The 26,408-nt window shown below is 68.9% G+C and carries 26 protein-coding genes; 23 read left to right on the top strand and 3 right to left on the bottom strand.

What is annotated here, in order from left to right; all coding sequences use genetic code 11:
- Positions 1 to 21 precede the first annotated feature (21 nt).
- Both K3U94_RS13280 and K3U94_RS13275 read left to right on the top strand, forming a co-directional pair.
- The gene (locus K3U94_RS13280) at positions 22 to 1,131 is read left to right on the top strand and encodes an NDMA-dependent alcohol dehydrogenase (protein WP_220694022.1); all 1,110 of its coding nucleotides are present in this window, start codon (positions 22 to 24) and stop codon (positions 1,129 to 1,131) included.
- A 26-nt stretch (positions 1,132 to 1,157) separates the two neighbouring features.
- The gene (locus tag K3U94_RS13275) at positions 1,158 to 2,495 is read left to right on the top strand and encodes a replication-associated recombination protein A (RefSeq protein ID WP_220694021.1); all 1,338 of its coding nucleotides are present in this window, start codon (positions 1,158 to 1,160) and stop codon (positions 2,493 to 2,495) included.
- An 80-nt stretch (positions 2,496 to 2,575) separates the two neighbouring features.
- Here K3U94_RS13275 and K3U94_RS13270 read toward each other — a convergent pair whose 3' ends face one another.
- Positions 2,576 to 3,544, bottom strand: coding sequence for a histidine phosphatase family protein (locus tag K3U94_RS13270; RefSeq protein WP_220694020.1), 969 nt, complete (start codon positions 3,542 to 3,544; stop codon positions 2,576 to 2,578).
- Positions 3,545 to 3,683: 139 nt separating this feature from the next.
- A complete protein-coding gene (locus tag K3U94_RS13265; protein WP_220694019.1) occupies positions 3,684 to 4,340 on the bottom strand; it encodes a GntR family transcriptional regulator in 657 nt (218 codons plus the stop codon).
- 67 nt (positions 4,341 to 4,407) lie between these two features.
- On the opposite strand from K3U94_RS13265, the gene K3U94_RS13260 reads away from it, so the two are divergent.
- From K3U94_RS13260 to aroQ, 14 genes are all read left to right on the top strand, one after another.
- A complete protein-coding gene (locus K3U94_RS13260) occupies positions 4,408 to 5,766 on the top strand; it encodes an LLM class flavin-dependent oxidoreductase (protein ID WP_220694018.1) in 1,359 nt (452 codons plus the stop codon).
- Between the two features lie 8 nt (positions 5,767 to 5,774).
- Positions 5,775 to 6,959, top strand: a complete 1,185-nt coding sequence (locus K3U94_RS13255; RefSeq protein WP_220696793.1) for a CaiB/BaiF CoA transferase family protein — start codon at positions 5,775 to 5,777, stop codon at positions 6,957 to 6,959.
- A 19-nt stretch (positions 6,960 to 6,978) separates the two neighbouring features.
- Positions 6,979 to 7,884: an HpcH/HpaI aldolase/citrate lyase family protein gene (locus K3U94_RS13250; RefSeq protein ID WP_220694017.1), complete on the top strand. Its 906-nt coding sequence runs from the start codon at positions 6,979 to 6,981 to the stop codon at positions 7,882 to 7,884.
- A gap of 25 nt (positions 7,885 to 7,909) precedes the next feature.
- Positions 7,910 to 8,320, top strand: coding sequence for a secondary thiamine-phosphate synthase enzyme YjbQ (locus tag K3U94_RS13245; RefSeq protein ID WP_220694016.1), 411 nt, complete (start codon positions 7,910 to 7,912; stop codon positions 8,318 to 8,320).
- Between the two features lie 84 nt (positions 8,321 to 8,404).
- On the top strand, positions 8,405 to 11,089 hold the full coding sequence (gene alaS / locus K3U94_RS13240) for an alanine--tRNA ligase (RefSeq protein ID WP_220694015.1): 2,685 nt from the start codon (positions 8,405 to 8,407) through the stop codon (positions 11,087 to 11,089).
- Entirely contained in the window at positions 11,086 to 11,619 is a 534-nt protein-coding gene (gene ruvX, locus K3U94_RS13235; RefSeq protein ID WP_220694014.1) for a Holliday junction resolvase RuvX, read from the top strand. Before alaS ends, ruvX begins: the two co-directional genes overlap by 4 nt.
- A complete protein-coding gene (locus K3U94_RS13230) occupies positions 11,612 to 12,886 on the top strand; it encodes an endolytic transglycosylase MltG (RefSeq protein WP_230987113.1) in 1,275 nt (424 codons plus the stop codon). The genes ruvX and K3U94_RS13230 overlap by 8 nt, the downstream gene beginning before the upstream one ends.
- The gene (locus K3U94_RS13225) at positions 12,864 to 13,691 is read left to right on the top strand and encodes a shikimate dehydrogenase (RefSeq protein ID WP_220694013.1); all 828 of its coding nucleotides are present in this window, start codon (positions 12,864 to 12,866) and stop codon (positions 13,689 to 13,691) included. Before K3U94_RS13230 ends, K3U94_RS13225 begins: the two co-directional genes overlap by 23 nt.
- Positions 13,692 to 13,701: 10 nt before the next feature.
- Positions 13,702 to 14,124 carry a prepilin peptidase gene (locus tag K3U94_RS13220; protein WP_220694012.1) on the top strand — a complete coding sequence of 141 codons (423 nt, stop codon included), beginning with the start codon at positions 13,702 to 13,704 and terminating at the stop codon, positions 14,122 to 14,124.
- Positions 14,125 to 14,251: 127 nt separating this feature from the next.
- Complete coding sequence (locus K3U94_RS13215; protein WP_230987111.1) at positions 14,252 to 14,656, top strand: hypothetical protein; 405 nt, start codon at positions 14,252 to 14,254, stop codon at positions 14,654 to 14,656.
- A gap of 114 nt (positions 14,657 to 14,770) precedes the next feature.
- On the top strand, positions 14,771 to 15,997 hold the full coding sequence (gene aroC, locus K3U94_RS13210; protein ID WP_047318063.1) for a chorismate synthase: 1,227 nt from the start codon (positions 14,771 to 14,773) through the stop codon (positions 15,995 to 15,997).
- Between the two features lie 3 nt (positions 15,998 to 16,000).
- Complete coding sequence (locus K3U94_RS13205; protein WP_220694011.1) at positions 16,001 to 16,612, top strand: shikimate kinase; 612 nt, start codon at positions 16,001 to 16,003, stop codon at positions 16,610 to 16,612.
- A gap of 5 nt (positions 16,613 to 16,617) precedes the next feature.
- Positions 16,618 to 17,715 carry a 3-dehydroquinate synthase gene (aroB, locus tag K3U94_RS13200; protein WP_047318149.1) on the top strand — a complete coding sequence of 366 codons (1,098 nt, stop codon included), beginning with the start codon at positions 16,618 to 16,620 and terminating at the stop codon, positions 17,713 to 17,715.
- Complete coding sequence (gene aroQ / locus K3U94_RS13195) at positions 17,712 to 18,161, top strand: type II 3-dehydroquinate dehydratase (protein WP_047318061.1); 450 nt, start codon at positions 17,712 to 17,714, stop codon at positions 18,159 to 18,161. The genes aroB and aroQ overlap by 4 nt, the downstream gene beginning before the upstream one ends.
- Here aroQ and K3U94_RS13190 read toward each other — a convergent pair.
- Positions 18,122 to 18,835, bottom strand: a complete 714-nt coding sequence (locus K3U94_RS13190) for a B-4DMT family transporter (protein ID WP_082133961.1) — start codon at positions 18,833 to 18,835, stop codon at positions 18,122 to 18,124. The genes aroQ and K3U94_RS13190 overlap by 40 nt on opposite strands.
- A gap of 33 nt (positions 18,836 to 18,868) precedes the next feature.
- Here K3U94_RS13190 and K3U94_RS13185 point away from each other — a divergent pair, with 33 nt between their 5' ends.
- The 7 genes from K3U94_RS13185 to K3U94_RS13155 all read left to right on the top strand — a co-directional run bounded on the left by K3U94_RS13185 (position 18,869) and on the right by K3U94_RS13155 (position 26,400).
- On the top strand, positions 18,869 to 19,972 hold the full coding sequence (locus K3U94_RS13185; protein WP_220694010.1) for a M24 family metallopeptidase: 1,104 nt from the start codon (positions 18,869 to 18,871) through the stop codon (positions 19,970 to 19,972).
- Between the two features lie 15 nt (positions 19,973 to 19,987).
- Positions 19,988 to 20,551, top strand: a complete 564-nt coding sequence (efp, locus tag K3U94_RS13180; protein ID WP_024442176.1) for an elongation factor P — start codon at positions 19,988 to 19,990, stop codon at positions 20,549 to 20,551.
- Between the two features lie 2 nt (positions 20,552 to 20,553).
- The gene (gene nusB, locus K3U94_RS13175) at positions 20,554 to 21,099 is read left to right on the top strand and encodes a transcription antitermination factor NusB (RefSeq protein ID WP_230987107.1); all 546 of its coding nucleotides are present in this window, start codon (positions 20,554 to 20,556) and stop codon (positions 21,097 to 21,099) included.
- A gap of 39 nt (positions 21,100 to 21,138) precedes the next feature.
- Positions 21,139 to 23,877, top strand: coding sequence for an aminotransferase class I/II-fold pyridoxal phosphate-dependent enzyme (locus K3U94_RS13170; protein WP_220694009.1), 2,739 nt, complete (start codon positions 21,139 to 21,141; stop codon positions 23,875 to 23,877).
- A 172-nt stretch (positions 23,878 to 24,049) separates the two neighbouring features.
- Positions 24,050 to 24,790, top strand: a complete 741-nt coding sequence (locus K3U94_RS13165) for a GntR family transcriptional regulator (RefSeq protein WP_047318057.1) — start codon at positions 24,050 to 24,052, stop codon at positions 24,788 to 24,790.
- The gene (locus K3U94_RS13160) at positions 24,787 to 25,014 is read left to right on the top strand and encodes a 4Fe-4S dicluster domain-containing protein (protein WP_047318056.1); all 228 of its coding nucleotides are present in this window, start codon (positions 24,787 to 24,789) and stop codon (positions 25,012 to 25,014) included. Before K3U94_RS13165 ends, K3U94_RS13160 begins: the two co-directional genes overlap by 4 nt.
- Before the next feature lie 24 nt (positions 25,015 to 25,038).
- On the top strand, positions 25,039 to 26,400 hold the full coding sequence (locus K3U94_RS13155) for an ABC transporter substrate-binding protein (protein WP_220694008.1): 1,362 nt from the start codon (positions 25,039 to 25,041) through the stop codon (positions 26,398 to 26,400).
- The last annotated feature ends 8 nt before the right edge of the window (positions 26,401 to 26,408 follow it).

Below are 26,408 nucleotides of genomic sequence, written 5' to 3'. Positions count from 1 at the left end.
TGAGCGAGTTGGATGGCGGGCATGAAAACAATTGCCGCCGTGGCCCATGCGCCCAACCAGCCTTTCGAGATCATGGAGTTGGACCTCGACGGGCCCGGCCCGGGCGAGGTGCTGATCAAGTTCACCGCCGCCGGGCTGTGCCATTCGGACTTGCACCTGGCCGACGGCGACTGGCCGGCGCGGTTCCCGATCGTCGGCGGGCACGAGGGCTCCGGGATCATCGAGGACGTCGGCCCCGGGGTCACCAAGGTCAAACCGGGCGATCACGTGGTGTGCTGCTTCATCCCCAGCTGCGGCACCTGCCGGTACTGCTCGACCGGACGGCAGAACCTGTGCGACATGGGCGCCACCATCCTGGAGGGCTGTATGCCCGACGGCACGTTCCGATTCCACTCGGGTGGAACCGATTACGGCGGGTTCTGCATGCTGGGCACCTTTGCCGAGCGTGCGACCGTCCCCCAGCAGTCGGTGGTCAAGGTCGACGACTGGCTGCCGCTGGAGACCGCGGTGCTGGTCGGCTGCGGGGTGCCGACCGGCTGGGCCACGGCCAACTACGACGGTGGGGTGCGCGCCGGGGACACCGTGGTGATCTACGGCATCGGCGGGGTCGGCATCAACGCCGTGCAGGGCGCCGCGCATGCCGGCGCCAAGTACGTGGTGGCGGTCGACCCGGTGGCGTTCAAACGCGAGACGGCCTTGAAGCTGGGTGCCACGCATGCGTTCGCCACCGCCGACGAGGCGATGGTCAAGATCGCCGAACTCACCTGGGGGCAGATGGCCGACCAGGCGCTGATCACCGTCGGCGACCTGGACGAGGCCGTGACGACGGCGGCGTTCAACACGGTCGGTAAGGGCGGCACCGTCGTCGTCGCCGCCCTGGGCCGCATGGACGACCTCAACGTGCAGGTCTCCGGCACCCAGCTGGCACTGTTCGGCAAAACCATCAAGGGCACCCTGTTCGGCGGGGCCAACCCGCAGTACGACATCGTGCGGCTGTTGCGCCTTTATGACGCCGGCCAGCTCAAGCTCGACGAGCTGGTCACCCGCCGCTACACCTTGGAGCAGGTCAACGAGGGTTACCAGGACCTGCGCGACGGCAAGAACATCCGCGGGGTGATCGTGCACCGCTGACGTCACGGTGCTCAGGCGGGAATGGTATGCCTGAAGGCGTGTCCGATGGACTGTTCGACCTGACCGGCGCCCCGGCGCATGAGCCGCATGAGTCCGGTGCCACCTCCACGCCGCTGGCGGTGCGGATGCGTCCGGCGTCCCTCGACGAGGTGGTCGGCCAGGATCACCTGCTGGGGCCGGGCTCGCCGCTGCGCCGGCTGGTCGACGGCTCCGGGGCGGCGTCGGTCATTCTCTACGGTCCGCCGGGCACCGGTAAGACCACGCTGGCCTCGCTGATCTCCGGCGCCACCGGGCGGCGCTTCGAAGCGTTGTCGGCGCTGAGTGCCGGGGTCAAAGAGGTGCGCGCCGTGATCGACACCGCCCGGCGCGCGGCGGCGTACGGCGAGCAGACGGTGTTGTTCATCGATGAGGTGCACCGGTTCTCCAAGACCCAGCAGGACGCGTTGCTGGCCGCGGTGGAGAACCGGGTGGTGCTGCTGGTGGCAGCCACCACCGAGAACCCGTCGTTCTCGGTGGTCGCCCCGCTGCTGAGCCGGTCGCTGATCCTGCAGCTGCGTCCGCTCGGCCCGGAGGACATCGCCACGGTGGTGCGTCGCGCCATCGACGACGAACGCGGCCTGGGCGGACGCGTCGAGGTGGCGCCCGACGCCGTCGATCTGCTGGTCCGGCTGGCCGCCGGGGACGCCCGCCGGGCCTTGACCGCACTGGAAGTGGCGGCTGAGGCGGGCGGGCGGGTGACCGTCGAGATCGTCGAGGGATCCCTGGATCAGGCCGCGGTTCGCTACGACCGCGACGGCGACCAGCACTACGACGTCATCAGCGCGTTCATCAAGTCGGTGCGCGGCTCCGACGTCGATGCCGCACTGCACTACTTGGCCCGGATGCTGGTGGCGGGGGAGGATCCGCGGTTCATCGCCCGCCGGCTGATGATCCTGGCCAGCGAGGACATCGGGATGGGCGACCCGACCGCGCTGCAGACCGCGGTGGCCGCTGCGCAGACCGTCGCGCTGATCGGTATGCCCGAGGCGCAGCTGACGCTGGCGCACGCCACCGTGCACCTGGCAACCGCGCCGAAGTCCAACGCGGTGACCACCGCGCTGGGCGCGGCGATGGCCGACATCCGGGCCGGCAAGGCTGGGGCGGTTCCGGCGCACCTGCGCGACGGGCACTATGCGGGCGCGCAGTCGCTGGGCAATGCGGTCGGCTACCGCTACGCCCACGATCATCCGGACGGCGTTGTGCCGCAACAGTATCCACCCGACGATCTGGTCGGTGTGGACTACTATCAGCCCACCGGCCGGGGAGCTGAGCGCGAGATCGGCGGGCGGTTGGCGCGGTTGCGGGCGATCATCCGTCGCCGCTGATCACCAGGTGCCGGCGGCGAGGTCGGCGAACAGGTTGTTCAGCGTGTCGGGCATTGCTTCCAGCGCCGCGGAGATGCCGGTCAGCCCGTCCTGGAATGCCGCGGCGAGCGCCGCCGAGTCCCGGACACCAGGGCGTCCAGGACGTGGTCGACCGCCACCTGCGGCGGCAGCACCAGGTCACGCCAGATCAGGAAAAGATCACCCAGCACGCCCGGATTCTCCGGGACCTGCTGTCCGGCCCAGCTCAGCAGCGTCCAGCCGTCCTCGGGGTTGCCCGCGAGCTGGATCAGTCCGGCGTTCGGGACCAGTCCGGGCGACCCGCCGTTTTGCAACGACGAGATCAGCTCGTTGACCAGCGCCGTCGGATCGGGGTTCTTCACATTGAGCATGGTCCAGATCATCATCGAGGCTTCGCTGGTGTAGCCCACGGCGGTGATATTGCCGTCGTCTCCGACGACCGGATTGGCCAGCGCGGCGGCGTACATCGCGTTGACGGCCTCGGTGTAGTTGTCGTTGACGACCACTCCGTTGTATTCGTCGGCACCCGGAATCGGAAAGGCGTTGACCAGACCCAACATCCATAGCACCACGGCCACGTCGTAGTAGATGCCGCCGAGGCTCAGCACCGGCTGGTTGGCGAAGATTCCGCCGTCGACCTCGACCAACCCGTTGAGGATCTGCGGCTGCAGGTCCTGCAGCGCGGCGAATGGCACCGCGGTTTCCTGGGCGTCGGTGTCCGGCCCGGAAAACAGCCCGGCTACGTGGCCGGGACCGCCGACCTGGCCGAAGATCTGGTTGGCGGTGTCGATCGCCTGCTGCTTGCCCAGGTCGCTGATCCCTGCCCCGGGGAACTCGGGGGAGAACGGGATCCGCGAGTTGGCGGGCGCCAGGTCCTCGGCGTGCCGGACGACGTCGATGACGATGTCCTGGGCGGTCAGCGCGATGTCGGCGATCACGGATGCCGGCAGCAGGGGCGGCGGCGCTGCGATCGGGGCGATGAGGCCGGCGCCGATCAGCGCGATTCCCGCGGCGGTGCAGCTAGAGCGCATCTCCGGCATTTTGGGCCCCCAGTCGTCAGCTATGGCACGGCATCGGCTAATGAAAAACCCAGGTGACGGTAGCAATGCGAGTCGGGGACGACCGCAGCTTTCAGTGGCCGCGGCGGGTATTGCCAGCAAACGCGCAGGGTCAGCCTGCGCCGCCCTGGCCCAGCCAGTCGGCGAGTGAGCGTCCGGCGTCCAGCACGTGTCGCTCGGCAATGGCGCGCGCGGCTTCGGCGTCGCGTTCGGCCAGCGCCCGCACCAGCTTCTGATGGTCTTCCAGCGAATGGTGCTCGTGTTCGGGGAACACCGTGAGGAAGTTCGTCGGGACCACCCGCGCCGCGTGCCGAATCTGGATGAGCAGCTGGGGGGATTGGGCGGCGCGGTGAATCTCTTGGTGGAACTGCCAGTTGGCGTCGCCGATACCGTCCGAGCCGCGCAGCGCCTCGACGTCGGCGGCCAGCGTGCGCAGGCGATCGACCTCGGCGGGGGAAATCCGCTCGGCGGCCCAGGCCGCGGCTTGACCGGTCAATACCCCAAGGATGGTGAAGCTGTCCAGCACGTCCTCGGGGCGGATCCCGATCACCGTGACACCGCTGCGCGGTGCGACCTCCACCAGGCCCTCATAGGAGAGTTCGAGCAGCGCCTCGCGCACGGGCGTACGGCTGGTGGCGAACTCCGTGGTGATGGCGTCCAGATCCAGGCGGGTGCCGGGCGCCAGCTCGCCGGTGAGGATGCGGTTGCGCAGCTCGCGGGCGGCACGCTCGCGCACCGTGCCCCCGATGTCGACATTGTTGGCCGCCACAGGCGAATCGTACACGCTTTGAAATCCAATAGTTGATATCTGATATATCAGATGGTAGGTATTGGGCATGACGAAACGGACCGACAAGATGGCGCTGGTCGCCTTCATGCAAGCCGGCAACGCCTCGGTGTACGCCGGATCGTGGCGCCACCCGGCCAGCGAGCACGGCTATCTCGACGCCTCCTACTACGCCAAGATCGGCCGCCAGCTCGAAGAGGGCTGCTTCGATCTGATGTTCTTCGACGACCGGCTGGCGATGCCGGGCATCTACGGTGGTTCGGTCGCCGAAGCGGTTCGCTACGGGGCGCGGCCGGTGAAGCTCGATCTGTCCGTCGTGCTCGGCGTTCTCGCCCAGGCCACCTCGAAGATCGGCCTGGGTGCCACGTACTCCACCAGCTATTACCCGCCGTTCCACGTGGCCCGCACCTTCGCCAGCCTCGACCACCTCTCCGGCGGCCGGGCGGCGTGGAACGTGGTGACCTCGGTCAATGACAGTGAGGCCCAGAACTACGGCCTGGAAAGCCACCTCAGTCACGACGAACGCTACGACCGAGCCGATGAGTTCCTCGATGTCGTCGCCGGGCTCTGGGACACCTGGGAAGACGGCGCGATCGTGGCCGACCGGGAGGCCGGCATCTTCGCCAACCCGTCCAAGGTGCACGAACTCAACCACATCGGTGATTACTTCTCCTCGCGCGGCCCGCTGACGGTGCCGCGTACCCCGCAGGGCCGGCCGGTGATCCTGCAGGCCGGGTCGTCCGGTCGAGGCCGCGACTTCGCGTCACGCTGGGCGGATCTGATCTTCACCGGAGATCCGGGCATCGAGGTGGCGCGCAGCCACTACGCCGATCAGAAGGAACGCATCGGTGACTCCGGTCGTGATCCCGCCACGGTGAAGCTCTGCCCGATGGCCTACGCGGTGGTCGGCGAGACCGAGGCCCAGGCCAAGGACCGCGAACAGATCCTGCTCAACGACCTGGTGCACCCGATGGCGTCGTTGACGCTGCTCTCCGAGCTGATGAACTACGACTTCGCGCAGCACAACCTCGATGACCCGATCACCGACGAGCTGATCGCGTCGGCGTCGGGAATCCGCGGTCTGGTGCAGAATCTGCGCACCCACATCGGCGGTGACACCGTCACGCTGCGCGACCTGGCCGGACATCGGGCCACGCTGCTGCAGGGCCCGCGCTTCGTCGGCACCGGAGCCCAGGTCGCCGACCAGATGGCGGAGTGGTTCCACAGCGGCGCCTGCGACGGCTTCGTCTTGGCCGCAACGCATTCGCCGGGATCCTACGAAGACGTGGTCCGGATGGTGGTCCCCGAGCTACAGCGTCGCGGACTGTTCCGCACCCACTATGAGGGCAACACCTTGCGCGATCATCTGGGCCTGCCCCGGCCCGCCGCGACCGCCGTACCGGCATGACCGGCGCGATGCTCGAAGGCGTCCGGGTGCTCGACCTGGCCACCCTGGCGGCGGCGCCGCTGGTGGCCACCTACCTCGGTGAGTTCGGTGCCGACGTCATCAAAGTCGAGCAACCCGGGACCGGCGACCCGATCCGCAGCTGGGGCAACCAGCGCGATGGCGTCGGGCTGATGTGGAAGTCGGTGTCGCGCAACAAACGCTCCATCACCTGCAACCTGCGGGTGCCCGAAGGCCAGGGGTTAGTGCGCAAGCTGGTGGCCCATGCCGATGTGGTGATCGTCAACACCCGCCCGCAGACGCTGCGCGGCTGGGGGTTGGACTACGAGGCGCTGCGCGCGGTCAACGACCGCATCGTGATGCTGCACATCACCGGCTTCGGGCTCTCCGGTCCGAAAAGCGAGCGGCCCGGCTTCGGCACCCTCGGTGAGGCCATGAGCGGGTTCGCCAACATCACCGGTGAAGCCGACGGCCCGCCCACGCTGCCGCCGTTCATGCTGGCCGACGGTGTCGCGTCGCTCAACGCCGCCTACGCGGTGATGATGGCGCTGTATCACCGGGACGTGCACGGTGCTTCGGGTCAGCTGATTGACGTCAACCTCATCGACCCGCTGGCCCGCCTGCTGGAGCAGACCCTGCTCGGCTACGACCAGCTCGGGCTGGTGCCGACCCGGGCCGGCAACCGCTGGGATATCTCGGCGCCGCGCAACACCTACCGCACCGCGGACGGCCGCTGGCTGGCGATGTCGGGCAGCTCACCGGCGCTGGCGCTGCGGGTGTTTCGGGCGATCGGGCGGGCCGACCTGGTCGACGACGCCGATTTCTCCGACCCGCAACGCCGGTTGGCCCGTGCCCGAGAAGTCGACCAGGTGGTCGCCGATTGGGTGGCGAGCAAAACCCTGGCCGAGGCGATGGCCGTCTTCGACGCCGAACAGGTCGCGGCCGCAGCGGTGTACGACATCACCGACCTGGTCGCCGACGAGCAGCTGGCGCATCGCGAGGTGTTCGTGAAGGTCGGTGACGACGAACTCGGCGCCATGACCGTCCAAGCACCGGTGCCGCGCTTCTCCGCGGTGACCGGGCGCGTCGAACACCTGGGCCCGCGCCTGGGAGAGCACAACACCGAGGTTTATCGCGAACTGCTCGACCTCACCCCGTCCGACATCGACGACCTGCACGCCCGCGGCGTGCTCTGACACCGAGGAGAAGACACCCATGCTGTTGCGCCGTTCCGAGTTGGCCGTGCCCGCTGCCAACGACCACATGTTCGCGCGTGCGGCCGCCGCGCAGGCCGACCTGGTCTTCCTCGACCTCGAGGACGCGACCGCGCCCGCCGAGAAAGTCGGCGCCCGCGCCAAGGTGATCACCGCGCTGAACGAACTGGACTGGGGACGCACCGCGCGCGCCATCCGGATCAACGGTCTGGACACGCAGTGGTGCCACGACGACATCATCGAGGTCGTCACCGCTGCCGGGGCCAACCTGGACACGATCGTCGTCCCCAAGGCCTGCACCGCCCGCGACGTCTGGTGGGTCGACCTGCTGCTCACCCAGCTGGAGGCCAAACTCGGTCTGGAACGCCAGATCCGCCTCGAAGTGCTGATCGAGGAGGTCGAGGGACTGGCCAACGCCGAGGAGATCGCCACGGCCAGCCCGCGGATCGATGCGCTGATCTTCGGGGTCGGCGACTTCTCGCTGTCCCAGGGCGCGCGGGTGGACACCAACTTCGTGCCGATCTGGGACTACCCGGGCGACTTCTGGCATTACGCCCGCAACAAGGTGCTGGTCGCGGCCCGCATTGCCGGCATCGAGGCCATCGACTCGCCCTACCCCGACTACGCGAACCTGGACGGCTACGAGTCGGAAGCCCGCCGGTCTGCGCTGTATGGCTACACCGGCAAGTGGGCGATCCATCCCACCCAGATCCCGGTCGCCAACACGGTGTTCTCGCCGACCGCCGAGGAGGTCGCGCTGGCCGAACGCAACATGGCCGCCTACCGCGAGGGCGAGGCGAGAGGGCTGGGCGCGGTCGGGGTCGATGGCGTACTGGTCGACGCCGCGCACGTGAAGATGGCGCAGAACACCCTGGCGCGGGTGGCGCTGATCGACGGCAAGCGCTAAGCGGGTTGGCTCCTACCCTGGAGCTATGAACACCGAAGTGCTCGACATCGACACGGCCCGGCGTCGCACCGTCGATCTCACCGAGCAGGTGCGGTCGTTCTGCGCCGGCCACGGCGACGGGTTGTGCAACGTCTTCGTACCGCATGCCACGGCCGGGGTGGCGATCATCGAGACGGGTGCCGGGTCCGACGCCGACCTGGTCGACACGCTGGAGCGGCTGCTGCCACGCGATGACCGCTACCGGCACGCACACGGCTCGCCGGGACACGGGGCCGATCACGTGCTGCCGGCGATCGTCGCGCCGTCGATCACGGTTCCGGTCGCTGACGGGGAGCCGCTGCTGGGCATCTGGCAGTCGGTCGTCCTGGTCGACCTGAACCGCGACAACCCTCGTCGCAGCGTGCGACTGAGCTTTGTCGGCGCCGGCGCCACCTGAGGATCCTTGCCTGCAGAGAACGCGATCGGCAGCCCGGTACTGTAGTGCCGTCTAAACGGGCGAGACGGCGGGAAGCGATAGATAGTGCAGACACACGAGATCAGGAAACGCTTCCTCGATCACTTCGTGAAAGCGGGCCACACCGAGGTGCCGAGCGCTTCGGTGATCCTTGATGACCCCAACTTGTTGTTCATCAACGCCGGCATGGTGCAGTTCGTGCCGTTCTTCCTGGGCCAGCGCACTCCGCCGTACGCCACCGCCACGAGCATCCAGAAGTGCATCCGTACCCCGGATATCGACGAGGTGGGCATCACCACCCGGCACAACACCTTCTTCCAGATGGCCGGCAACTTCTCGTTCGGCGACTACTTCAAGCGCGGGGCGATCGAGCTGGCCTGGACGCTGCTGACCAACAGCGTCTCCGACGGCGGCTACGGACTGGACCCCGAACGGCTTTGGGCCACCGTCTATCTCGACGACGACGAGGCCATCGCGTTGTGGCAGGAGATCGCGGGATTGCCGCTGGAGCGGATCCAGCGCCGCGGCATGGCCGACAACTACTGGTCGATGGGCATCCCCGGACCCTGCGGACCCTCGTCGGAGATCTACTACGACCGCGGCCCGGAGTTCGGTGTCGACGGCGGCCCGGTCGCCAACGAGGACCGCTACATCGAGATCTGGAACCTCGTGTTCATGCAGAACGAGCGCGGCGAGGGCACCTCCAAGGAGGACTTCGAGATCCTCGGGCCGCTGCCGCGTCAGAACATCGACACCGGGATGGGCATCGAGCGGGTGGCCTTCCTGCTCCAGGGCGTACACAACGTCTACGAGACCGACCTGGTAAGGCCGGTTATTGATCTGGTCGCCACCCGCGCGCCGCGTGGCTATAACACCGGCAACGACGCCGACGATGTGCGTTACCGGATCATCGCCGACCACTCCCGCACCGCGGCCATCCTGATCGGCGACGGCGTGAGCCCCGGCAACGACGGCCGCGGCTACGTGCTGCGCCGGCTGCTGCGCCGGGTGATCCGCTCGGCCAAGCTGCTGGGCATCGAAGGGCCGATAGTCGGTGACCTGATGGCAACCGTGCGTGACGCCATGGGCCCGTCGTATCCGGAACTGGTCACCGACTTCGACCGGATCAACCGGATCGCGGTAGCCGAGGAGACCGCGTTCAACCGCACCCTGACCTCGGGCTCGAAGCTGTTCGAGGAGGCGGCAGCAGCCACCCGATCCGCCGGGATCACCGTGCTGTCCGGCAGCGACGCCTTCGCTTTGCACGACACCTACGGGTTCCCGATCGAGCTCACCCTGGAGATGGCCTCGGAGGCCGGACTGCAGGTCGACGAGGCGGGGTTCCGGACGCTGATGGCCGAGCAGCGACAGCGCGCCAAGGCCGACGCCGCCGCGCGCAAGCACGCCCACGCCGACTTGAGCGCCTACCGGGACCTGATCGACGCCGGACCCACCGAGTTCACCGGGTTCGACGAGCTCACCACCGACGCCCGCATCCTGGGCATTTTCGTCGACGGCAAGCGAGTGCCGGTGGTGTCCCACGAAGACGTCGCCGCAGATCGTGTCGAGCTGGTGTTGGACCGCACCCCGCTCTATGCCGAAGCCGGTGGGCAGATCGCCGACGCCGGAACGATAAGGGCCGGAACTGCCCAGGCCACGGTCACCGACGTGCAGAAGATCGCCCAGACGCTGTTCGTGCACCGGGTCGCCGTCGAGTCCGGCGAATTCGTCGAGGGTGACACGGTCACCGCCGCGGTGGACCCGGCCTGGCGCAAGGGCGCCACCCAGGGCCACTCGGGCACCCATATGGTGCACGCCGCGCTGCGGCAAGTATTGGGGCCCAACGCGGTTCAGGCCGGCTCGCTGAACCGGCCGGGCTATCTGCGGTTCGACTTCAACTGGCAGGGCGCGCTCAGCGATGAGCAACGCCGCCAGGTCGAGGAGGTCACCAACGAGGCCGTGCAGGCCGACTTCGAGGTGCACACGTTCACCGAAGAACTCGAGAAGGCCAAGGCGATGGGCGCCATGGCCATGTTCGGCGAGAAGTACCCCGAGAAGGTGCGGGTCGTCGAGATCGGCGGGCCGTTCTCGCTGGAGCTGTGTGGCGGCACGCACGTGCACAACTCGGCGCAGATCGGCCCGGTCACCATCCTGGGCGAATCGTCGGTGGGTTCCGGGGTGCGCCGCGTCGAGGCCTACGTCGGGCTGGACTCGTTCCGGCACTTGGCGAAGGAGCGGGCGCTGATGGCCGGGCTGGCCTCCTCGCTGAAGGTGCCCTCGGAGGAAGTTCCCGCCCGGGTGGCCAACTTGGTGGAGCGGCTGCGCGCCGCCGAGAAGGAACTGGACCGCGCCCGGTTGGCGAGTGCGCGAGCGGCTGCCTCGAATGCCGCCGCCGGCGCTGAACAAATCGGTAACGTGCGCCTGGTGGCGCAGCGGATGTCGGGTGGTGTCGGCGGTGGCGACCTGCGTTCGCTGGTCGGCGACATTCGCGGCAAACTGGGCGAGGAGCCGGCAGTGGTGGCGCTGATCGCCGACGGCCCAGACAGCGTGCCCTATGTGGTGTCCGCCAACGCCGCCGCGCAAGACCTCGGGTTGCGAGCAGATGACCTGGTCAAAGACCTGGCGGCGGCGGTCTCCGGCCGCGGCGGCGGCAAGGCCGATCTGGCGCAGGGCTCGGGTAAGGACTCCACCGGGATCGATGCCGCGCTCGCGGCGGTGCGCGCGGCGGTCGCCCGGAGCGCGCCGGCGTGACCCCACCCCACCATCGCACCCCGGACCGGCCCGGCGGGCGGGACGATCCCGGCCGCGGAAGACGGCTCGGGGTGGATGTGGGCAGTGTGCGTATCGGGGTGTCATGTAGCGACCCCGATGGACTGTTGGCGACCCCGGTGGAGACCGTGCGACGACACGCATCCGGTTCGCACTTGCGCCGGCTGGCCGACCTGGCCGACGAATACGACGTCGTCGAAGTGGTGGTGGGGTTGCCCCGCACCCTGGCCGACCGGGCGGGCTCGGCCGCCGAGGACGCCATCGCGGTTGCCGACGCCCTGGCCCGGGTGCTGGCCCAACGCCGTCGGCCCGCCCCGGTGCGGCTGGCCGACGAGCGCCTGAGCACCGTCAGCGCGGCGAGGTCCCTGCACGCGGCCGGGGTGCGCTCCAAACGTCAGCGTTCGGTGATCGACCAGGCTGCCGCGGTGACGATCCTGCAGAGCTGGCTCGACCAGCGCCGGGCTCTGGCCGCACCGGCCCCGGGAGTGCCGACGGAGGACAACAGTGCCTGATGAAGAGCCCGGGGCGGCTCACGACCAGCCCGGGAAGAAGGCCAAGCCGGTGGCGGTCGGGCCGCCGCGGCGGCGGATGAGCCGGACCGAGCGGGCCCGTGAGACCCGGCGCCGGCGCCAGCACAACCGGCACCGCCGGGTGGCCCGCGGCCTCGGCGTCGCGTTGGTGGTGCTGGTCGCGATCGCCGGCGTTTTCCTGGGCTCCAAGTTCTGGCACTCCAGCGGTCCCGTCCTCGACTACACCGGCGACGGCGGCCAGCAGGTGCTGATCGAGGTGCACGAGGGCGACTTCACCACCGCGATCGCCGAAACGATGCTGGACGCGGGGGTGATCGCCAACGTCGGAACGTTCCTCAACGCCGCGCAGGGCAACGCCGCCATCGCGGCGATCCAGCCCGGCTTCTACCGGTTGCGGGCCGAGATCCCGGCCGCCACCGCGGTGCAGCAGCTCGCCGACCCGGACAATCGAGTGGGCAAGCTGGTGATCCCGGAGGGCCGTCAACTCGACGACACCACCGACATGAAGACCGACCGGGTGACCCCGGGGGTGTTCACGCTCATCGCCGAGGCCAGCTGCCTGGACCTCAACGGCGATCGCACCTGTCTCAAAGCCCCAGATCTGCGTCGGGCCGCGGAGACCGAGACGCCGCAGGCACTGTCCGTGCCGGAGTGGGCCCTCGGGCCGGTCACCAAGATGGGTCGCGACCACCGCCGCATCGAGGGCCTGATCACGGCGGGCACCTGGAACGTCGACCCGACCGCACCGGCACCCACCGTGCTCTCGAAACTGATCAGCCAGAGCAGCGCGCAGCTGGACAAGTCCGGCCTGCCCGGCACCGCCGAACAGTTGGGCATGACTCCCTACGAAATGCTGGTGGTGGCTTCGCTGGTACAACGCGAAGCCCTGCCGCACGACTTCGCCAAGGTAGCCAGGGTTATCGACAACCGGCTGGGTGAGCCGCAGCGGCTGGAGTTCGACTCGACGGTCAACTACCCGCTGGACCGCCAGGAGGTGGCCACCACCGACGCCGACCGGGCCAAGGTCACGCCGTGGAACACCTACGCCTCCGACGGTCTGCCGGCCACCCCGATCTGCTCACCGGGAATGGACGCCCTGCATGCCGCCGAGCATCCCGAGCCCGGCGACTGGCTGTACTTCGTGACGATCGACAAGGACGGCACCACTCTGTTCACCCACAACTACCAGCAGCACCTGAACAACATCGAGATGGCGCTGGACAACGGTGTCCTCGACAGCTCCCGCTGACCCCGGGCCACGCCGGGCCGCGGTGCTGGGCTCGCCGATCGCCCACTCGCGGTCACCCCAGCTGCACCTGGCGGCCTACCGGGCGCTCGGCCTGCAGGACTGGACCTATGAGCGCATCGAGTGCGGCGCCGAGGAGTTGCCGGCGCTGGTCGCCGGTTTGGGGCCGGAATGGGTCGGCGTCTCGGTCACCATGCCGGGTAAATTCGCGGCCCTGGCGTTCGCCGACGAACGCACCCGGCGCGCCGAGCGCATCGGCTCGGCGAACACGCTGGTACGCACCGCAACCGGGTGGCTGGCCGACAACACCGACGTCGACGGGGTGAGCGGGGCGCTCGGTTCGGTGTCGGGGTCAGCGATCGTGCTGGGCTCCGGCGGCACCGCCCCGGCCGCGGTGGTGGCGCTGACCGAACTGGGCGCCAGCCACATCACGGTGGCCGCCCGCAACGCCGACAACGCCGCCCGGGTGGCGGCGTTGGCCGCCGAAGTCGGTGTGCCGGCGCGCGTCTGCACGCTCGACGACCCCGACCTGGCCGCCGCAGCCGCCGACGCCGCGGTGCTGGTCAACACGCTTCCGGCCGATGTCGCCGCCGGATATGCGCCGGTCCTGGCCCGCGTGCCGGTGCTGCTGGACGCCATCTACGACCCGTGGCCGACGCCGCTGGCAGCTGCGGTGAGCGCCGCCGGCGGCACGGTGATCAGCGGACTGCAGATGCTGCTGCACCAGGCGTTCACTCAGGTCGAGTTGTTCACCGGTCGGCCCGCGCCCCGCGCGGAGATGACTTGCGCGGTCGCCGACCTCGCCTGAGCATGGCGCCATGGTGGTCGCGGGCCTGGTGGTGGCGTGGCTGTCACTGCTGAGCGGTTACGACATCCGGCAGCGCCGGCTGCCGAACTGGTTGACACTGCCTGCGGCGGTGCTGGTCCCGGCGGTGGCGGCCGCGGCGGGCCGGGGGCCCGCGGCGCTGGCCGGCGCGGCGGCTCTGACCGGGGTCTATCTGGTCGTTCACCTGATCGCACCGGCCGGATTGGGGGCCGGCGACGTCAAGTTGGCCGCCGCGCTCGGGGCGCTGACGGGTTCCTTCGGAGCTGACGTGTGGCTGCTGGCCGCGGTGTCCGCGCCGCTGCTGACCGGGCTGTGGGGGCTGTCGGTGGCCATGGCGGGTGGCGGGCGGACGGTGCCGCACGGACCGTCGATGTGCCTTGCCAGCGCGGTGGCGGCGGGTCTGGGGATGCTGTGAAGCTCAGGGAACACAAATTAACGTCGAGTGTGACCTTGTCAGGAAACGTTTGCCGCTCAGCCCATTATTAGGTAACATTGACCGTATTGAACTGCTGCTGACCGGTGCGTAGCCAGAGGGGGTGACCGTGAAGCGAGCTGTGATTGGGGGCGCGGCGGCTGCCGCGGTTATCGTCGGCGGCACCGTACTCGCCAGCAACATGGCGTCACCGTCCCTGCCTGACGTGCAGGTTCCGGCGATCCAGCTGTCCAGCGCCGAAGGAAACGACGCCACCGTGCAGTGGCTGGACCTGTTCGCGCAGACCTCGGCCGCCAACGCGGACTCCTTCGGCGGCTACCTGCTGGACCCGAGTGCCGCTGTCCCACCCGGTGAATCGCCCCTGGTGCTGATCGACCCGGAGGCCTCCGCGGAGGACTTCGACCAGATCCTCGACGGCATCGTCGGCAATGCCGGCAGTCAGCTCAACGCGGTGACCTCGCCGAGCAACGGACCCGACGCCGTCACCTACCTGATCCTCAAAAACGGTTCCTGAACCCGGCCAAGCCGTGGCGGGCGGGACCGAATCCCGGTTGTCGCTGCCCTGAGCGGCCGGTGTGCGCAACCGTTAACTCCTCCAAGCCCGGGCGGGCCTGACCGGCATGGGAAGATGGGACACGTGTTGCGTTGGATAACCGCCGGGGAATCGCACGGTCGCGCGTTGGTGGCCATGGTCGAGGGCATGGTCGCCGGAGTGGCCGTCACCTCGGCTGACATCGCGGACCAGCTCGCCCGCCGGCGCCTGGGCTACGGCCGCGGGGCCCGGATGAAGTTCGAGGCCGATGCGGTCACCGTCCTGTCGGGTGTGCGGCACGGTGTGACCCTGGGCGGCCCGATCGCAGTCGAGATCGGCAACACCGAATGGCCCAAGTGGGAGACGGTGATGTCGACCGATCCCGTCGACCCGGCCGTGCTGGACAGCGAGGGCGGTGCCCGCAACGCGCCGCTGACTCGGCCACGGCCCGGCCACGCCGACTTCGCCGGCATGCTCAAGTACGGCTTCGACGACGCCCGCCCGGTGCTCGAACGTGCCAGCGCGCGGGAGACGGCCGCCCGGGTGACCGCGGGCACCATCGCGCGGGCGTTCCTGGACCAGGCTCTGGGTGTTCAGGTGATCTCCCACGTCATTTCGATCGGCGCGTCCGATCCCTACGACGGTCCGGTGCCGCAACCGGCCGACCTGGCCGCCATCGATGCCAGCCCGGTGCGTGCCTTCGACGCCGGCGCCCAGGAGTCCATGATCGCCGAGATCGAGGCGGCCAAGGCCGACGGCGACACCCTGGGCGGCGTGGTCGAGGTGGTCGTGTCGGGCCTGCCGATCGGCCTGGGGTCGTTCATCAGCGGTGATGACCGACTCGACAGTCAACTGGCTGCCGCGATCATGGGCATCCAGGCGATCAAGGGCGTCGAGATCGGCGACGGTTTCACCACCGCCCGCCGGCGCGGCAGCGCGGCCCATGACGAGATGTACCCGGGTCCCGACGGGGTGGTGCGTTCCACCAACCGGGCCGGCGGGCTCGAAGGGGGCATGACCAACGGCCTGCCGTTGCGGGTGCGTGCGGCGATGAAGCCGATCTCCACGGTGCCGCGGGCACTGGCCACCGTCGACATGGCCACCGGAGAGGAAGCCGTGGCGATCCATCAACGCTCCGACGTGTGCGCGGTGCCGGCCGCCGGTGTGGTGGCCGAAGCCATGGTGGCGTTGGTGCTGGCCCGCGCCGCGCTGAACAAGTTCGGCGGAGACTCGCTGACCGAAACCCGGCGCAACATCGAGGCCTACCGGCGTTCGGTGGCCGATCGCGTGCCGGCGGGCGACCAGGAACGGGCATCGGGATAGCCCATGGCACCCAAGGCGGTTCTGGTGGGATTGCCCGGGGCGGGCAAGTCCACGATAGGACGGCGCCTGGCCAAGGCCCTCGACGTGGAGATGCTCGACACCGATGCCGCCATTGAGGCCCGCACCGGTCGCACCATCGCCGACATCTTCGCCACCGACGGCGAACCGGAATTCCGTCGCATTGAAGAAGAGGTGATTCGGGAAGCGCTCGCCGAGCATTCCGGTGTGTTGTCGCTCGGCGGGGGAGCCGTCACCACCCCCGGCGTGCGCGAGGCGCTGGCCGGACACACCGTGGTGTTCCTGGAGATCAGTGCCGCCGAAGGCGTGCGGCGCACCAGTGGCAGTACGGTACGGCCCCTGCTCGCCGGTCCCGGCCGGGCCGAGAAGTTCCGCGAGCTGATGTCGCAGCGGGTGCCGCTGTACCGGAGGCTCGCGACCATCCGGGTCAACACCAACCGGCGTAACCCGGGTGCGGTGGTGCGCTATATCGTGTCTCGGCTGGAGGTCGGCGCACCCGCCGGCCGGACGCACCCGCGACCGGCGGCACCGACACCCGCCGACTCGCCGCCCACACCCGCCACCCTGGCCGCCCGACAGACCGGAGGACGCAAGTGACCGACATTCCCGAGCCGATCACCGTGACGGTGGCCACCGACCCGCCGTACCCGGTGGTGATCGGTAAAGGCCTGCTCGGTGATCTCGCCGGGTTGCTCGCCGGGCGCAACAAGGTCGCGATCCTGCACCAGCCCACGTTGGAAGCCACCGCCGAGGGAATCCGAACGTACCTGTCCGACAAGGGGATCGAGGCGCACCGCATCGAGATCCCGGACGCCGAGGACGGCAAGTCGCTGCAGGTGCTCGGTTTCATCTGGGACGTGCTAGGCCGCATCGGTCTGGACCGCCGCGACGCGCTGGTCAGTCTCGGCGGCGGCGCCGCCACCGACGTCGCGGGATTCGCCGCGGCGACTTGGTTGCGCGGCATCTCGATCGTGCATGTGCCCACCACCTTGCTGGCCATGGTGGACGCCGCAGTCGGCGGCAAGACCGGCATCAACACCGAAGCCGGCAAGAACCTGGTCGGTGCGTTTCACCAGCCCGCCGCCGTCGTCGTCGACCTGGCCACCCTGGAGACGTTGCCGCAGCGCGAGATCGTCGCGGGAATGCCGGAGATCGTCAAGGCCGGCTTCATCGCCGATCCGGTGATCCTGGACCTGATCGAGGCTGATCCGGTGGCGGCGATGGATCCGGCGGGGGAGGTGCTCGGCGAGCTGATCAGGCGTGCCATCACCGTCAAGGCCGAAGTGGTCGCCGCCGACGAGAAAGAGTCGGATCTGCGCGAAATCCTCAACTACGGCCACACTTTGGCGCACGCCATCGAAGCGCTGGAGCACTACCAATGGCGCCACGGCGACGCGGTGTCCGTCGGGCTGGTGTTCGCCGCCGAGCTGGCCCGCATCACCGGGCGTCTCGACGACGCGACCGCGGACCGGCATCGCTCGATCCTGCTGTCGCTCGGGTTGCCGGTCAGCTACTACGAAGACGCGCTGCCGGCGCTGCTGGAATACATGATGGGGGACAAGAAGACTCGGGCCGGGGTGCTGCGGTTCGTGGTGCTTGACGGTCTGGCCAAGCCGGGACGGCTGGAAGGGCCCGACCCGATGCTGCTGGCGGCCGCCTACGACGAGGTGGGGCGGCGATTCCGATTGGAGCGGCGATGAACCGGATCAACGTCATCAACGGCCCCAACCTGCAGCGGTTGGGCCGGCGTGAGCCTGATGTCTACGGCAGCACCAGTTATGCGGACCTACAGGCGCTGATCGAGCGGGAAGCGGCCGAACTCGGGGTCGACGTCGTGGTGCGCCAGAGCGACAGCGAAGCCGAGCTGCTGGAGTGGATTCACTCCGCAGCCGACGCCGCCGAACCGGTGATCCTCAACGCCGGTGGCCTGACCCACACCTCGGTGGCCCTGCGGGACGCCTGCGCCGAGCTGCCCGCCCCGCTCATCGAGCTGCACATCTCCAATGTGCATGCCCGCGAAGACTTTCGGCGACACTCCTACCTGAGCCCGATCGCCAATGGCGTGATCGTCGGCTTCGGGGTGCGCGGTTACCTGCTGGCGCTGCGCTACTTGGCCGAGTCGTCGGGCGCCGAGTCTTCGGACTGAACCTCGGTGCCGCCGTTGTCCTCGATCACGGGGATTTCGGTAGTGGCGTCGGCATCGGCGGGGAACTCTTCGGTGGTGAAGCCCGCCGAGGGGCCGGCCAGGGTCGCGTCGGCGGCGGGTGCGGCGGCCTCGGTCTGCACGGCGCCGGTCTCCTCGGCGGCCACCACGGGAGCGCCGACGGTGGCGAACACGTCGGTCGCCGGCTGGCTCTCCTCGGCGGCGGCCGGGACCGGGCGACGTTCCGGATGCTTCTCGTACTCCTTGTCGACGGCGCGGCGCCCGAGCGCCACGCCGGCCACCGCCACCACGAACACCAGCAGCGCGGTGAAGGCCGCGAAGCTGGTCAGCTCGTTGAAGAAGCTGCTGATGTAGAGCGCCTTGTCGAACTGGCCGATGACCCACGAGACGAACCCACTGAGCAGCCCGGCGACCAGTCCCGCACCCAGCCAGGTCATCGCGAGGTCATCGCGCCGGTCCGGGTCGGCGTGGGCCTTGGCGTCCTCACGGCCGTCCGAACGGCCCCAGATGAACACGCCGATCGCGAACAAGATCATCAACACCAGGCTGATCAGACCTGCCTGCGCCTCGAAGGCGTTGATCAGCACCCCCTGGATGAGGCGGATCACGACCATCAGTGCAGCGAAGACCAGCCCGCGCAGAAACCACTTGCTCATGGGGCCACAGCGTAGCGAGTACCGTCACACCGCGTGACACATTCCTCCCGTCGGGCGCGTCTGAGTGCCGAGATCTGCGCCGCAGACCTGGACGCGATGCTGGTCACCGACCTGATCAACGTGCGTTATCTGTCCGGGTTCACCGGGTCGGCCGGGGCGCTGCTGGTCTATGCCGACGACCGGCCGGCGGTGCTGGCGACCGATGGCCGCTACCGCACCCAGGCCGCCCGGCAGGCCCCCGACCTGCAGGTCGCGATCGAACGCAGCGGGCCCCGCCACCTCGTCACGCAGGCCGCGGCGGCCGGCGCGCGCCGCATCGGCTTCGAGGCTCACGTGGTGACCGTGGACGGCTTCGACGCGCTGTCGGCGGCGCTGTGCGGGGTCGACGACGCCGTTGAGCTGGTCCGGGCGTCGAACACCGTGGAGGCGCTGCGCGAGGTCAAAGACGCCGGCGAAGTGGCCCTGCTGCGGCTGGCCTGCGAGGCCGCCGACGCGGCCCTGAGTGATCTGGTGGAGCGCGGCGGCCTGCGGCCGGGGCGCACCGAACGTGAGGTCCGCCGGGAACTGGAAGCCCTGATGCTCGACCACGGCGCCGACGCCGCGTCGTTCGAGACGATCGTGGCCGCGGGCCCCAACTCGGCGATCCCGCATCACCGACCCACCGACGCCGTGCTGGCCGCCGGCGACTTCGTCAAGATCGACTTCGGCGCACTGGTGGCCGGCTACCACTCCGATATGACCCGCACCTTCGTGCTGGGGCCGCCCGCCGACTGGCAACGCGAGATCTACCAAGTGGTGCGGGCCGCGCAGCGGGCGGGTCGAGAGGCGTTGCAACCGGGTGCGGACCTGCGTGCGGTCGACGCGGCCGCGCGCACGGTGATCGCGGAGGCCGGCTACGCCGAGACCTTCGGCCACGGCCTCGGCCACGGGGTCGGGTTGCGGATTCACGAAGCGCCCGGAATCAATGCGGCGGCCGACGGTACACTGCTTGCCGGTGCTGTGGTGACCGTAGAGCCCGGCGTCTATCTGGCTGATCGTGGCGGGGTCCGTATCGAGGACACGCTCGTGGTCGCTGATACTGCCGGGCAGGCCCCGGACCTGCTGACTCGGTTCCCCAAGGAACTGACCATTCTCTAGGAGACGTGAACGACCGTGGCTTCAACTGCTGACTTCAAAAACGGGCTGGTGCTGGTGATCGACGGCCAGTTGTGGCAGATCACCGAGTTTCAGCACGTCAAGCCGGGCAAGGGTCCGGCCTTCGTGCGCACCAAGCTCAAGAACGTGGTCTCGGGCAAGGTCGTGGACAAGACCTACAACGCCGGCGTGAAGGTGGAGACCGCCACCGTGGACCGCCGCGACGCCACCTACCTGTACCGCGACGGCAACGACTTCGTCTTCATGGACAGCGAGGACTACGAGCAGCACCCGCTGCCCGAATCGCTGGTCGGCGACTCGGCGAACTACCTGCTGGAGAGCATGCTGGTGCAGATCGCCTTCCACAACGGGGTGCCGCTGTACCTGGAGCTGCCGGTCAGCGTCGAGCTGGAGGTCACCCACACCGAGCCCGGCCTGCAGGGCGATCGGTCCAGCGCGGGCACCAAGCCGGCCACCATGGAGACCGGCGCCCAGATCAACGTGCCGTTGTTCATCAACACCGGAGACAAGCTGAAGGTCGACACTCGCGACGGCAGCTACCTGGGACGGGTCAACTCCTGACCATGCCTGCTGGCAAGCCGGTTAAAGGCCGGCACCAGGCCCGTAAACGCGCCGTCGACGTGCTCTTTGAGGCCGAGGCCCGGGGACTGACCCCGGCCCAGGGCGCGGAGCTGCGAACGGCACTGGCGAGTGAGCAGCCCGATGTGTCGCCGCTGCCCCCGTACACCGTCACGGTGGCCCGCGGGGTGACCGAGCACGCCGCCCATATCGACGACCTGATCACCTCGCACCTGCAGGGCTGGAAGCTGGAGCGGCTGCCGGCCGTGGACCGGGCGATTCTGCGGGTGGCGATCTGGGAGTTGCTGCACGCCGACGACGTGCCGGAGCCGGTCGCCGTGGACGAAGCGGTGAAACTGGCCAAGGAGCTGTCCACCGACGAGTCGCCCGGGTTCGTCAACGGCGTGCTCGGCCAGGTGATGCTGGTGACACCGCAGTTGCGGGCCGCCTCACTGGCGGTGCGGGGGGCGACAGCGTCTCTCGACCCCGACCCCGACCCCGACCCCGACGCCGACGTCGACGCGGAGCCGGACCCCGACTCAGCGGACTGAACCCGCCCCGCGCCGCCGCAGCACGGGCACACTTGCCCTATGGGCGAGGGCTGGGACGCACCGAATCGGAGACTGCGGGTATCGGCGTTGGCGGCGGTGGCCAACCCGTCGTATTCGCGTCTCGATACCTGGAACCTGCTCGACGACGCCTGCCGGCAACTGGCCGAGGTCAACCGGGCCGGCCTGGACACCACCCACGAAGCCGCGCGGGTGAAACGCCTGCTCGACCGGCTCGGCGCCTACGAGCGGTACTGGCTGTTCCCCGGCGCGGCCAACCTGGCGGCCTTCCGCGGCTACCTGGAGTCGATGGCGACGGTGTCGCTGTCCGAGCGGGTGTCGCTGGTGGTGCGGTTGCTGTCGGACTACGGTGACCGGGCGGCGCTGTTCGATCTCGGCTTGCCGCTGTCTGAACAGGAACTGGTGGCCCAGGCTCGGCAACAGCAGTTCTATACCGTGCTGCTGGCCGACGACTCGCCGGCGGATGTGCCCGAGAGCCTGGTGGAAAGCCTGCGCCGGCTGCGCAGCCCCGATGACGACGTGCAGATCGAACTGCTCGTGGTGTCCAGCGTCGAGGACGCCGTCACCGCCGTCGCGCTCAACGGTGAGATTCAGGCCGCGATCGTGCGGCACGACCTGCCGCTGCGGTCACGCGACCGGGTGCCGCTGATGACCACCCTGTTGGGTGCCGACGACGACCCGACGAACGTCGGCAGCGGCCGCGACGCCATCGAATGCGGCGAGTGGATGCGTCTGCTGCGACCGCACATCGACCTCTACCTGCTCACCGACGAATCGATCGCCGCCGACACCGCAGACGAGCCGGACGTCTATGACCGAAGTTTCTATCGGCTCAACGACGTCACCGACCTGCACAGCACCGTGCTGGCCGGTATCCGGAAGCGCTACGCCACACCGTTCTTCGATGCGCTGCGCGCCTACGCGGCCGAGCCGGTGGGGCAGTTTCACGCGCTTCCGGTGGCGCGCGGCGCCAGCATCTTCAACTCCCGTTCGCTGCAAGACATGGGAGAGTTCTACGGCCGCAACATCTTTATGGCCGAGACCTCGTCCACGTCCGGCGGCCTCGACTCGTTGCTCGACCCGCACGGCACCATCCGAGTGGCGATGAACAAGGCCGCCAAGACCTGGAACGCCGACCACACCTATTTCGTCACCAACGGCACCTCGACTGCCAACAAGATCGTCGTGCAGGCCCTGACCCGGCCCGGCGACATCGTGCTGATCGACCGGAACTGCCACAAGTCGCACCACTACGGGCTGGTGCTGGCCGGTGCCTACCCGCTGTACCTGGATGCCTACCCACTGGCGCCGTTCGCGATCTACGGGGCGGTGGCACTGCGCACCATCAAACGTGCCCTGCTCGACCTGGAGGCCGCCGGCCAGCTGCACCGGGTCCGGATGCTGTTGCTGACCAACTGCACATTCGACGGAGTCGTCTACAACCCCCGCCGGGTCATGGAGGAAATCCTGGCGATCAAGCCGGACATCTGCTTTTTGTGGGATGAGGCGTGGTACGCGTTTGCGACCGCGGTGCCGTGGGCCCGGCAGCGCACCGCGATGGTCGCGGCCGAAGGGCTGGAGGCCACGCTGGGCTCGGCCCACTATGCCCAGGAATATCAGGCGTGGCACGACAGCATGGAAGGCATCGATCGCGACCAGTGGAGCGAGCACCGCCTGCTGCCGCACCCGTCGGCGCGGGTGCGGGTGTATGCCACTCACTCGACCCACAAGTCGCTGTCGGCGCTGCGGCAGGCCTCGATGATCCACGTCCGGGATCAGGACTTCAACGCGCTGGCCCGGGAGTCGTTCGCCGAGGCGTTTCTGACCCACACCTCGACCTCGCCGAACCAGCAGCTGCTCGCCTCCCTGGACCTGGCCCGCCGGCAGGTGGACATCGAAGGCTTCGACATGGTCCGGCGGGTCTACGACATGGCCTTGGTGTTTCGCCACCGGGTCCGCAAGGACCGGCTGATCGGCAAGTGGTTCCACATCCTCGACGAGAGCGATCTGGTGCCCGACCGATTCCGGGAGTCGACGGTCAGCTCCTACCGGGAGGTGCGTCAGGGCGCGCTGGAGGAGTGGAACGAGGCCTGGCGGTCCGACGAGTTCGTGCTCGACCCGACCCGGGTCACCCTGTATGTCGGTAAGACCGGGATGAGCGGCTACGACTTCCGCGAGAAGATCTTGATGCAGCGGTTCGGAATTCAGATCAACAAGACGTCGATCAACTCGGTGCTGTTGATATTCACCATCGGCGTCACCTGGTCCAGCGTGCACTACCTGCTCGACGCGCTGCGCCGGGTCGCCGGCGAACTGGACCGCGCCTGGAATGCGGCCAGCACCGACGACCGCGCGCTGCAGCGCCGCCGGGTCACCGAGATCACCGAGGACCTGCCGCCGCTGCCCGACTTCAGCGCGTTCGCGCCGGCGTTCCGTCCGGGCGGCACCAGCCCGATCGGCGACATGCGTGCCGCGTTCTACGGCGGTTACGAGGAGGCCGACCGCGAGCACGTGCTGCTGGGGGACGCCGGCCGCCGGGTCGCCGACGGTAAGACCCTGGTCTCGACCACCTTCGTCGTGCCATACCCGCCCGGCTTCCCGGTGCTGGTTCCCGGTCAGGTGATCTCCAAGGAGATCTTGTACTTCCTGGCCGAACTCGACGTGAAAGAGATCCACGGCTACAACCCCGAACTGGGGCTGGCCGTGTTCACTCCGGAGGCCCTGGCCCGCTATGCCCGGGAACCCGGCGTCGCCGATTAGCCTCACCGCGATTGTTACCCGGGCCGTGGGCGCCGCGGCGGCGCAATGTGCCCGCACCGAGCGGTTTCCGCTGGCAGCCCGCAGCGCTTGGGTGGCGCAATGAGTTTCGCCCCCCGATCAGCGGAATTCCCAGGTCTGGGGTGGCCGAGGCGGCGGCCTTTAGCGTGTCTGCATGGCCGAAGCCCGCGTCGCATCGCAGCCGATTCGCCGCGCGGACCGGGCGCGGCAGGTCGCCGACGTGCTGCGCCATCAGATCCACGCCGGCGCCTACGACGAGGGATTGCCCGGCGAACCGGAACTGGCCACTGAGTTCGTCGTCTCCCGCAATATCGTTCGCGAGGCACTGGCCGCCCTGAAGGCCGAAGGGCTGATCCACCGCGGGCCGAGAACGGGCACCCATGTGGCGCAGCACAAATACGACCACGGACTTGACGCCCTGCGCGGCCTGCAGGAGACCTTCGATGCTCAAGAAGTGCGCAACGAAGTGCGGGTGGCGACGACGGTGGGCGCCCCGCCGTCGGTCGCCCGGCGGCTGGGACTCGGTGTCGGCGCCCAGGTGGTCTTCGTCGAACGGCTGCGCTACCTGGGTGATGTGCCGCTGAGCCTGGACCAGACCTATCTGGCGCCCGATATCGGTGCGGCCGTACTTGCCCATCCGCTGGAGTCCACCGACGTGTTTCCGTTGATCGAACAGATCAGCGGGCAACGCCTGGGCGACGCGACTTTGGCGCTGGAGGCGATTCCGGCCGACCCGCACACCGCGGCGATCCTGCAGCTTCCCGGCGGCGCGGCGCTGCTGATGCTGGAACGGCTCACCAGCCTGGAGGACGGCCGGCCCGTGGATCTCGAATACATCCGGATGCGCGGTGACCGCGTCACCATGCGCGGCACCCTGACAAGGAGCTATCCATGACACTGGTCAACGGCCGTGCCGACGTCCCCGTGACGATCGACGAATCACTGTGCATCTCCGGCTGCACGCTGTGCGTCGACATCTGTCCGCTGGATTCCCTGGCGATCAACCCGGACAACGGCAAGGCCTTCATGCACGTCGACGAATGCTGGTACTGCGGACCGTGCGCCGCACGCTGTCCGACCGGTGCTGTCACCGTCAACATGCCCTATCTCATTCGCTGAATGCGTTGACCATCAAGGTTTTTCATGAAGAGATCCCTCGTCCTGCTGACCAGCGTCGTCCTCGCCGCGGCCGGATGCTCGCTGGACTCCACGACGGCGGGTGATTCCGTCGACGTGGTGGTGGGCTACCAGTCCAAGACCATCAACACCGCGACCGCCGGTACGCTGCTGCGCGCCCGCGGCTACCTGGAGCGTCGGCTCGCCGACATCACCGACCGGACCGGAACCCGGTACCGGGTCGACTGGCAGGACTACGACACCGGGGCGCCGATCACCGCCCAGATGCTCGCCGAGAAGATCGACATCGGCTCGATGGGCGACTACCCCATGCTGGTCAACGGCGTCCGGACCCGGGCCAACGAACAGGCCCGCACCGAGATCGTTTCGGTGACCGGTTACCACCCCGCCGGTGCGCTGAACATGGTGGTGGTGGCGCCCGACTCCGATGCGGCCACGCTGGCCGATCTGGCCGGCGCCAAGGTGTCGGCCAGCGTGGGTTCGGCCGGCCACGGCACCCTGTTGCGGGCTCTGGCGCGCACCGGAACGGGCGTCGAGGTGCTCAACCAGCAGCCGCAGGTCGGCGCCTCAGCACTGGAATCCGGTCAGGTCCAAGGCCTGTCACAATTCGTGGCCTGGCCCGGCCTGCTGGTGTACCAGGACCGGGCCCGCCTGCTCTACGACGGCGCCGAACTCAACTACCCGACCCTGCACGGGGTGGTCGTGCGCCGCAGCTATGCGCGGGCCCACCCGGAGGTGCTCGACGCGTTCCTGCAAGCCCAGCTGGACGCCACCGACTTCCTGAAACGCAAACCGTTGGAGGCGGCCCGGATCGTCGCCGAGGGCAGCGGGCTGCCGCAGGAGGTCGTCTACCTCTACAACGGGCCGGGCGGCACCTCGTTCGACGCCACTCTCAAACCGCAGCTGGTCGCTGCGTTGAAGAACGACGTGCCCTACCTCAAGTCGATCGGTGACTTCGCCGAGCTGGCCGACTTCGACGTGGACGGGTTCGTCAATGACCAGCCGCTGCGGGCTGCGTTCGCCGCGCGAAAGCTGGACTACGACAAGGTGCTCGCCGCGATCGACAAACCCACGACGGTCGGCGGCGAGCTGTGGCTGGACGGATCCGAAACGACCGTGACCGTGCCGGACGCTGACACCCTGCTGGACGCCGTGCGGGCCGCGACCGCCCGCGGCGATCACCTTCGGGCGGCCTATGTCCACGACGCCGAACTGGGCACCCGCTGGTTCGCCGACAAATCCGCGTGGGTTCGCGACGGTGCGCACTACCTGCCCTTCGACACGACCGCGGGGGCGCAACGCTATGTCGCCGCGCATCCGGGCGGCATCGTGCTGGACTACCGGCAGGCCCTGGCGGGTGCGGCGTGACCGCGGTC

This window comes from Mycolicibacter heraklionensis (assembly GCF_019645815.1).
Classification (GTDB): Bacteria; Actinomycetota; Actinomycetes; order Mycobacteriales; family Mycobacteriaceae; genus Mycobacterium; species Mycobacterium heraklionense.
Note: the sequence above shows the minus strand (reverse complement) of the source record. Positions and strands in the feature narration are given on the sequence as shown.

Excerpts from the sequence above, each read along its gene's own strand:
- K3U94_RS13280 (WP_220694022.1), top strand. The coding sequence starts at position 22 with ATGAAAACAATTGCCGCCGTGGCCCATGCGCCCAACCAGCCTTTCGAG.
- K3U94_RS13275 (WP_220694021.1), top strand. The coding sequence starts at position 1,158 with ATGCCTGAAGGCGTGTCCGATGGACTGTTCGACCTGACCGGCGCCCCG.
- K3U94_RS13270 (WP_220694020.1), bottom strand. The coding sequence starts at position 3,544 with ATGCGCTCTAGCTGCACCGCCGCGGGAATCGCGCTGATCGGCGCCGGC.
- K3U94_RS13260 (WP_220694018.1), top strand. The coding sequence starts at position 4,408 with ATGACGAAACGGACCGACAAGATGGCGCTGGTCGCCTTCATGCAAGCC.
- K3U94_RS13255 (WP_220696793.1), top strand. The coding sequence starts at position 5,775 with ATGCTCGAAGGCGTCCGGGTGCTCGACCTGGCCACCCTGGCGGCGGCG.
- K3U94_RS13250 (WP_220694017.1), top strand. The coding sequence starts at position 6,979 with ATGCTGTTGCGCCGTTCCGAGTTGGCCGTGCCCGCTGCCAACGACCAC.
- K3U94_RS13245 (WP_220694016.1), top strand. The coding sequence starts at position 7,910 with ATGAACACCGAAGTGCTCGACATCGACACGGCCCGGCGTCGCACCGTC.
- K3U94_RS13220 (WP_220694012.1), top strand. The coding sequence starts at position 13,702 with ATGGTGGTCGCGGGCCTGGTGGTGGCGTGGCTGTCACTGCTGAGCGGT.
- aroC (WP_047318063.1), top strand. The coding sequence starts at position 14,771 with ATGGGACACGTGTTGCGTTGGATAACCGCCGGGGAATCGCACGGTCGC.
- K3U94_RS13205 (WP_220694011.1), top strand. The coding sequence starts at position 16,001 with ATGGCACCCAAGGCGGTTCTGGTGGGATTGCCCGGGGCGGGCAAGTCC.
- aroQ (WP_047318061.1), top strand. The coding sequence starts at position 17,712 with ATGAACCGGATCAACGTCATCAACGGCCCCAACCTGCAGCGGTTGGGC.
- K3U94_RS13190 (WP_082133961.1), bottom strand. The coding sequence starts at position 18,835 with ATGAGCAAGTGGTTTCTGCGCGGGCTGGTCTTCGCTGCACTGATGGTC.
- nusB (WP_230987107.1), top strand. The coding sequence starts at position 20,554 with ATGCCTGCTGGCAAGCCGGTTAAAGGCCGGCACCAGGCCCGTAAACGC.
- K3U94_RS13170 (WP_220694009.1), top strand. The coding sequence starts at position 21,139 with ATGGGCGAGGGCTGGGACGCACCGAATCGGAGACTGCGGGTATCGGCG.
- K3U94_RS13165 (WP_047318057.1), top strand. The coding sequence starts at position 24,050 with ATGGCCGAAGCCCGCGTCGCATCGCAGCCGATTCGCCGCGCGGACCGG.
- K3U94_RS13160 (WP_047318056.1), top strand. The coding sequence starts at position 24,787 with ATGACACTGGTCAACGGCCGTGCCGACGTCCCCGTGACGATCGACGAA.
- K3U94_RS13155 (WP_220694008.1), top strand. The coding sequence starts at position 25,039 with ATGAAGAGATCCCTCGTCCTGCTGACCAGCGTCGTCCTCGCCGCGGCC.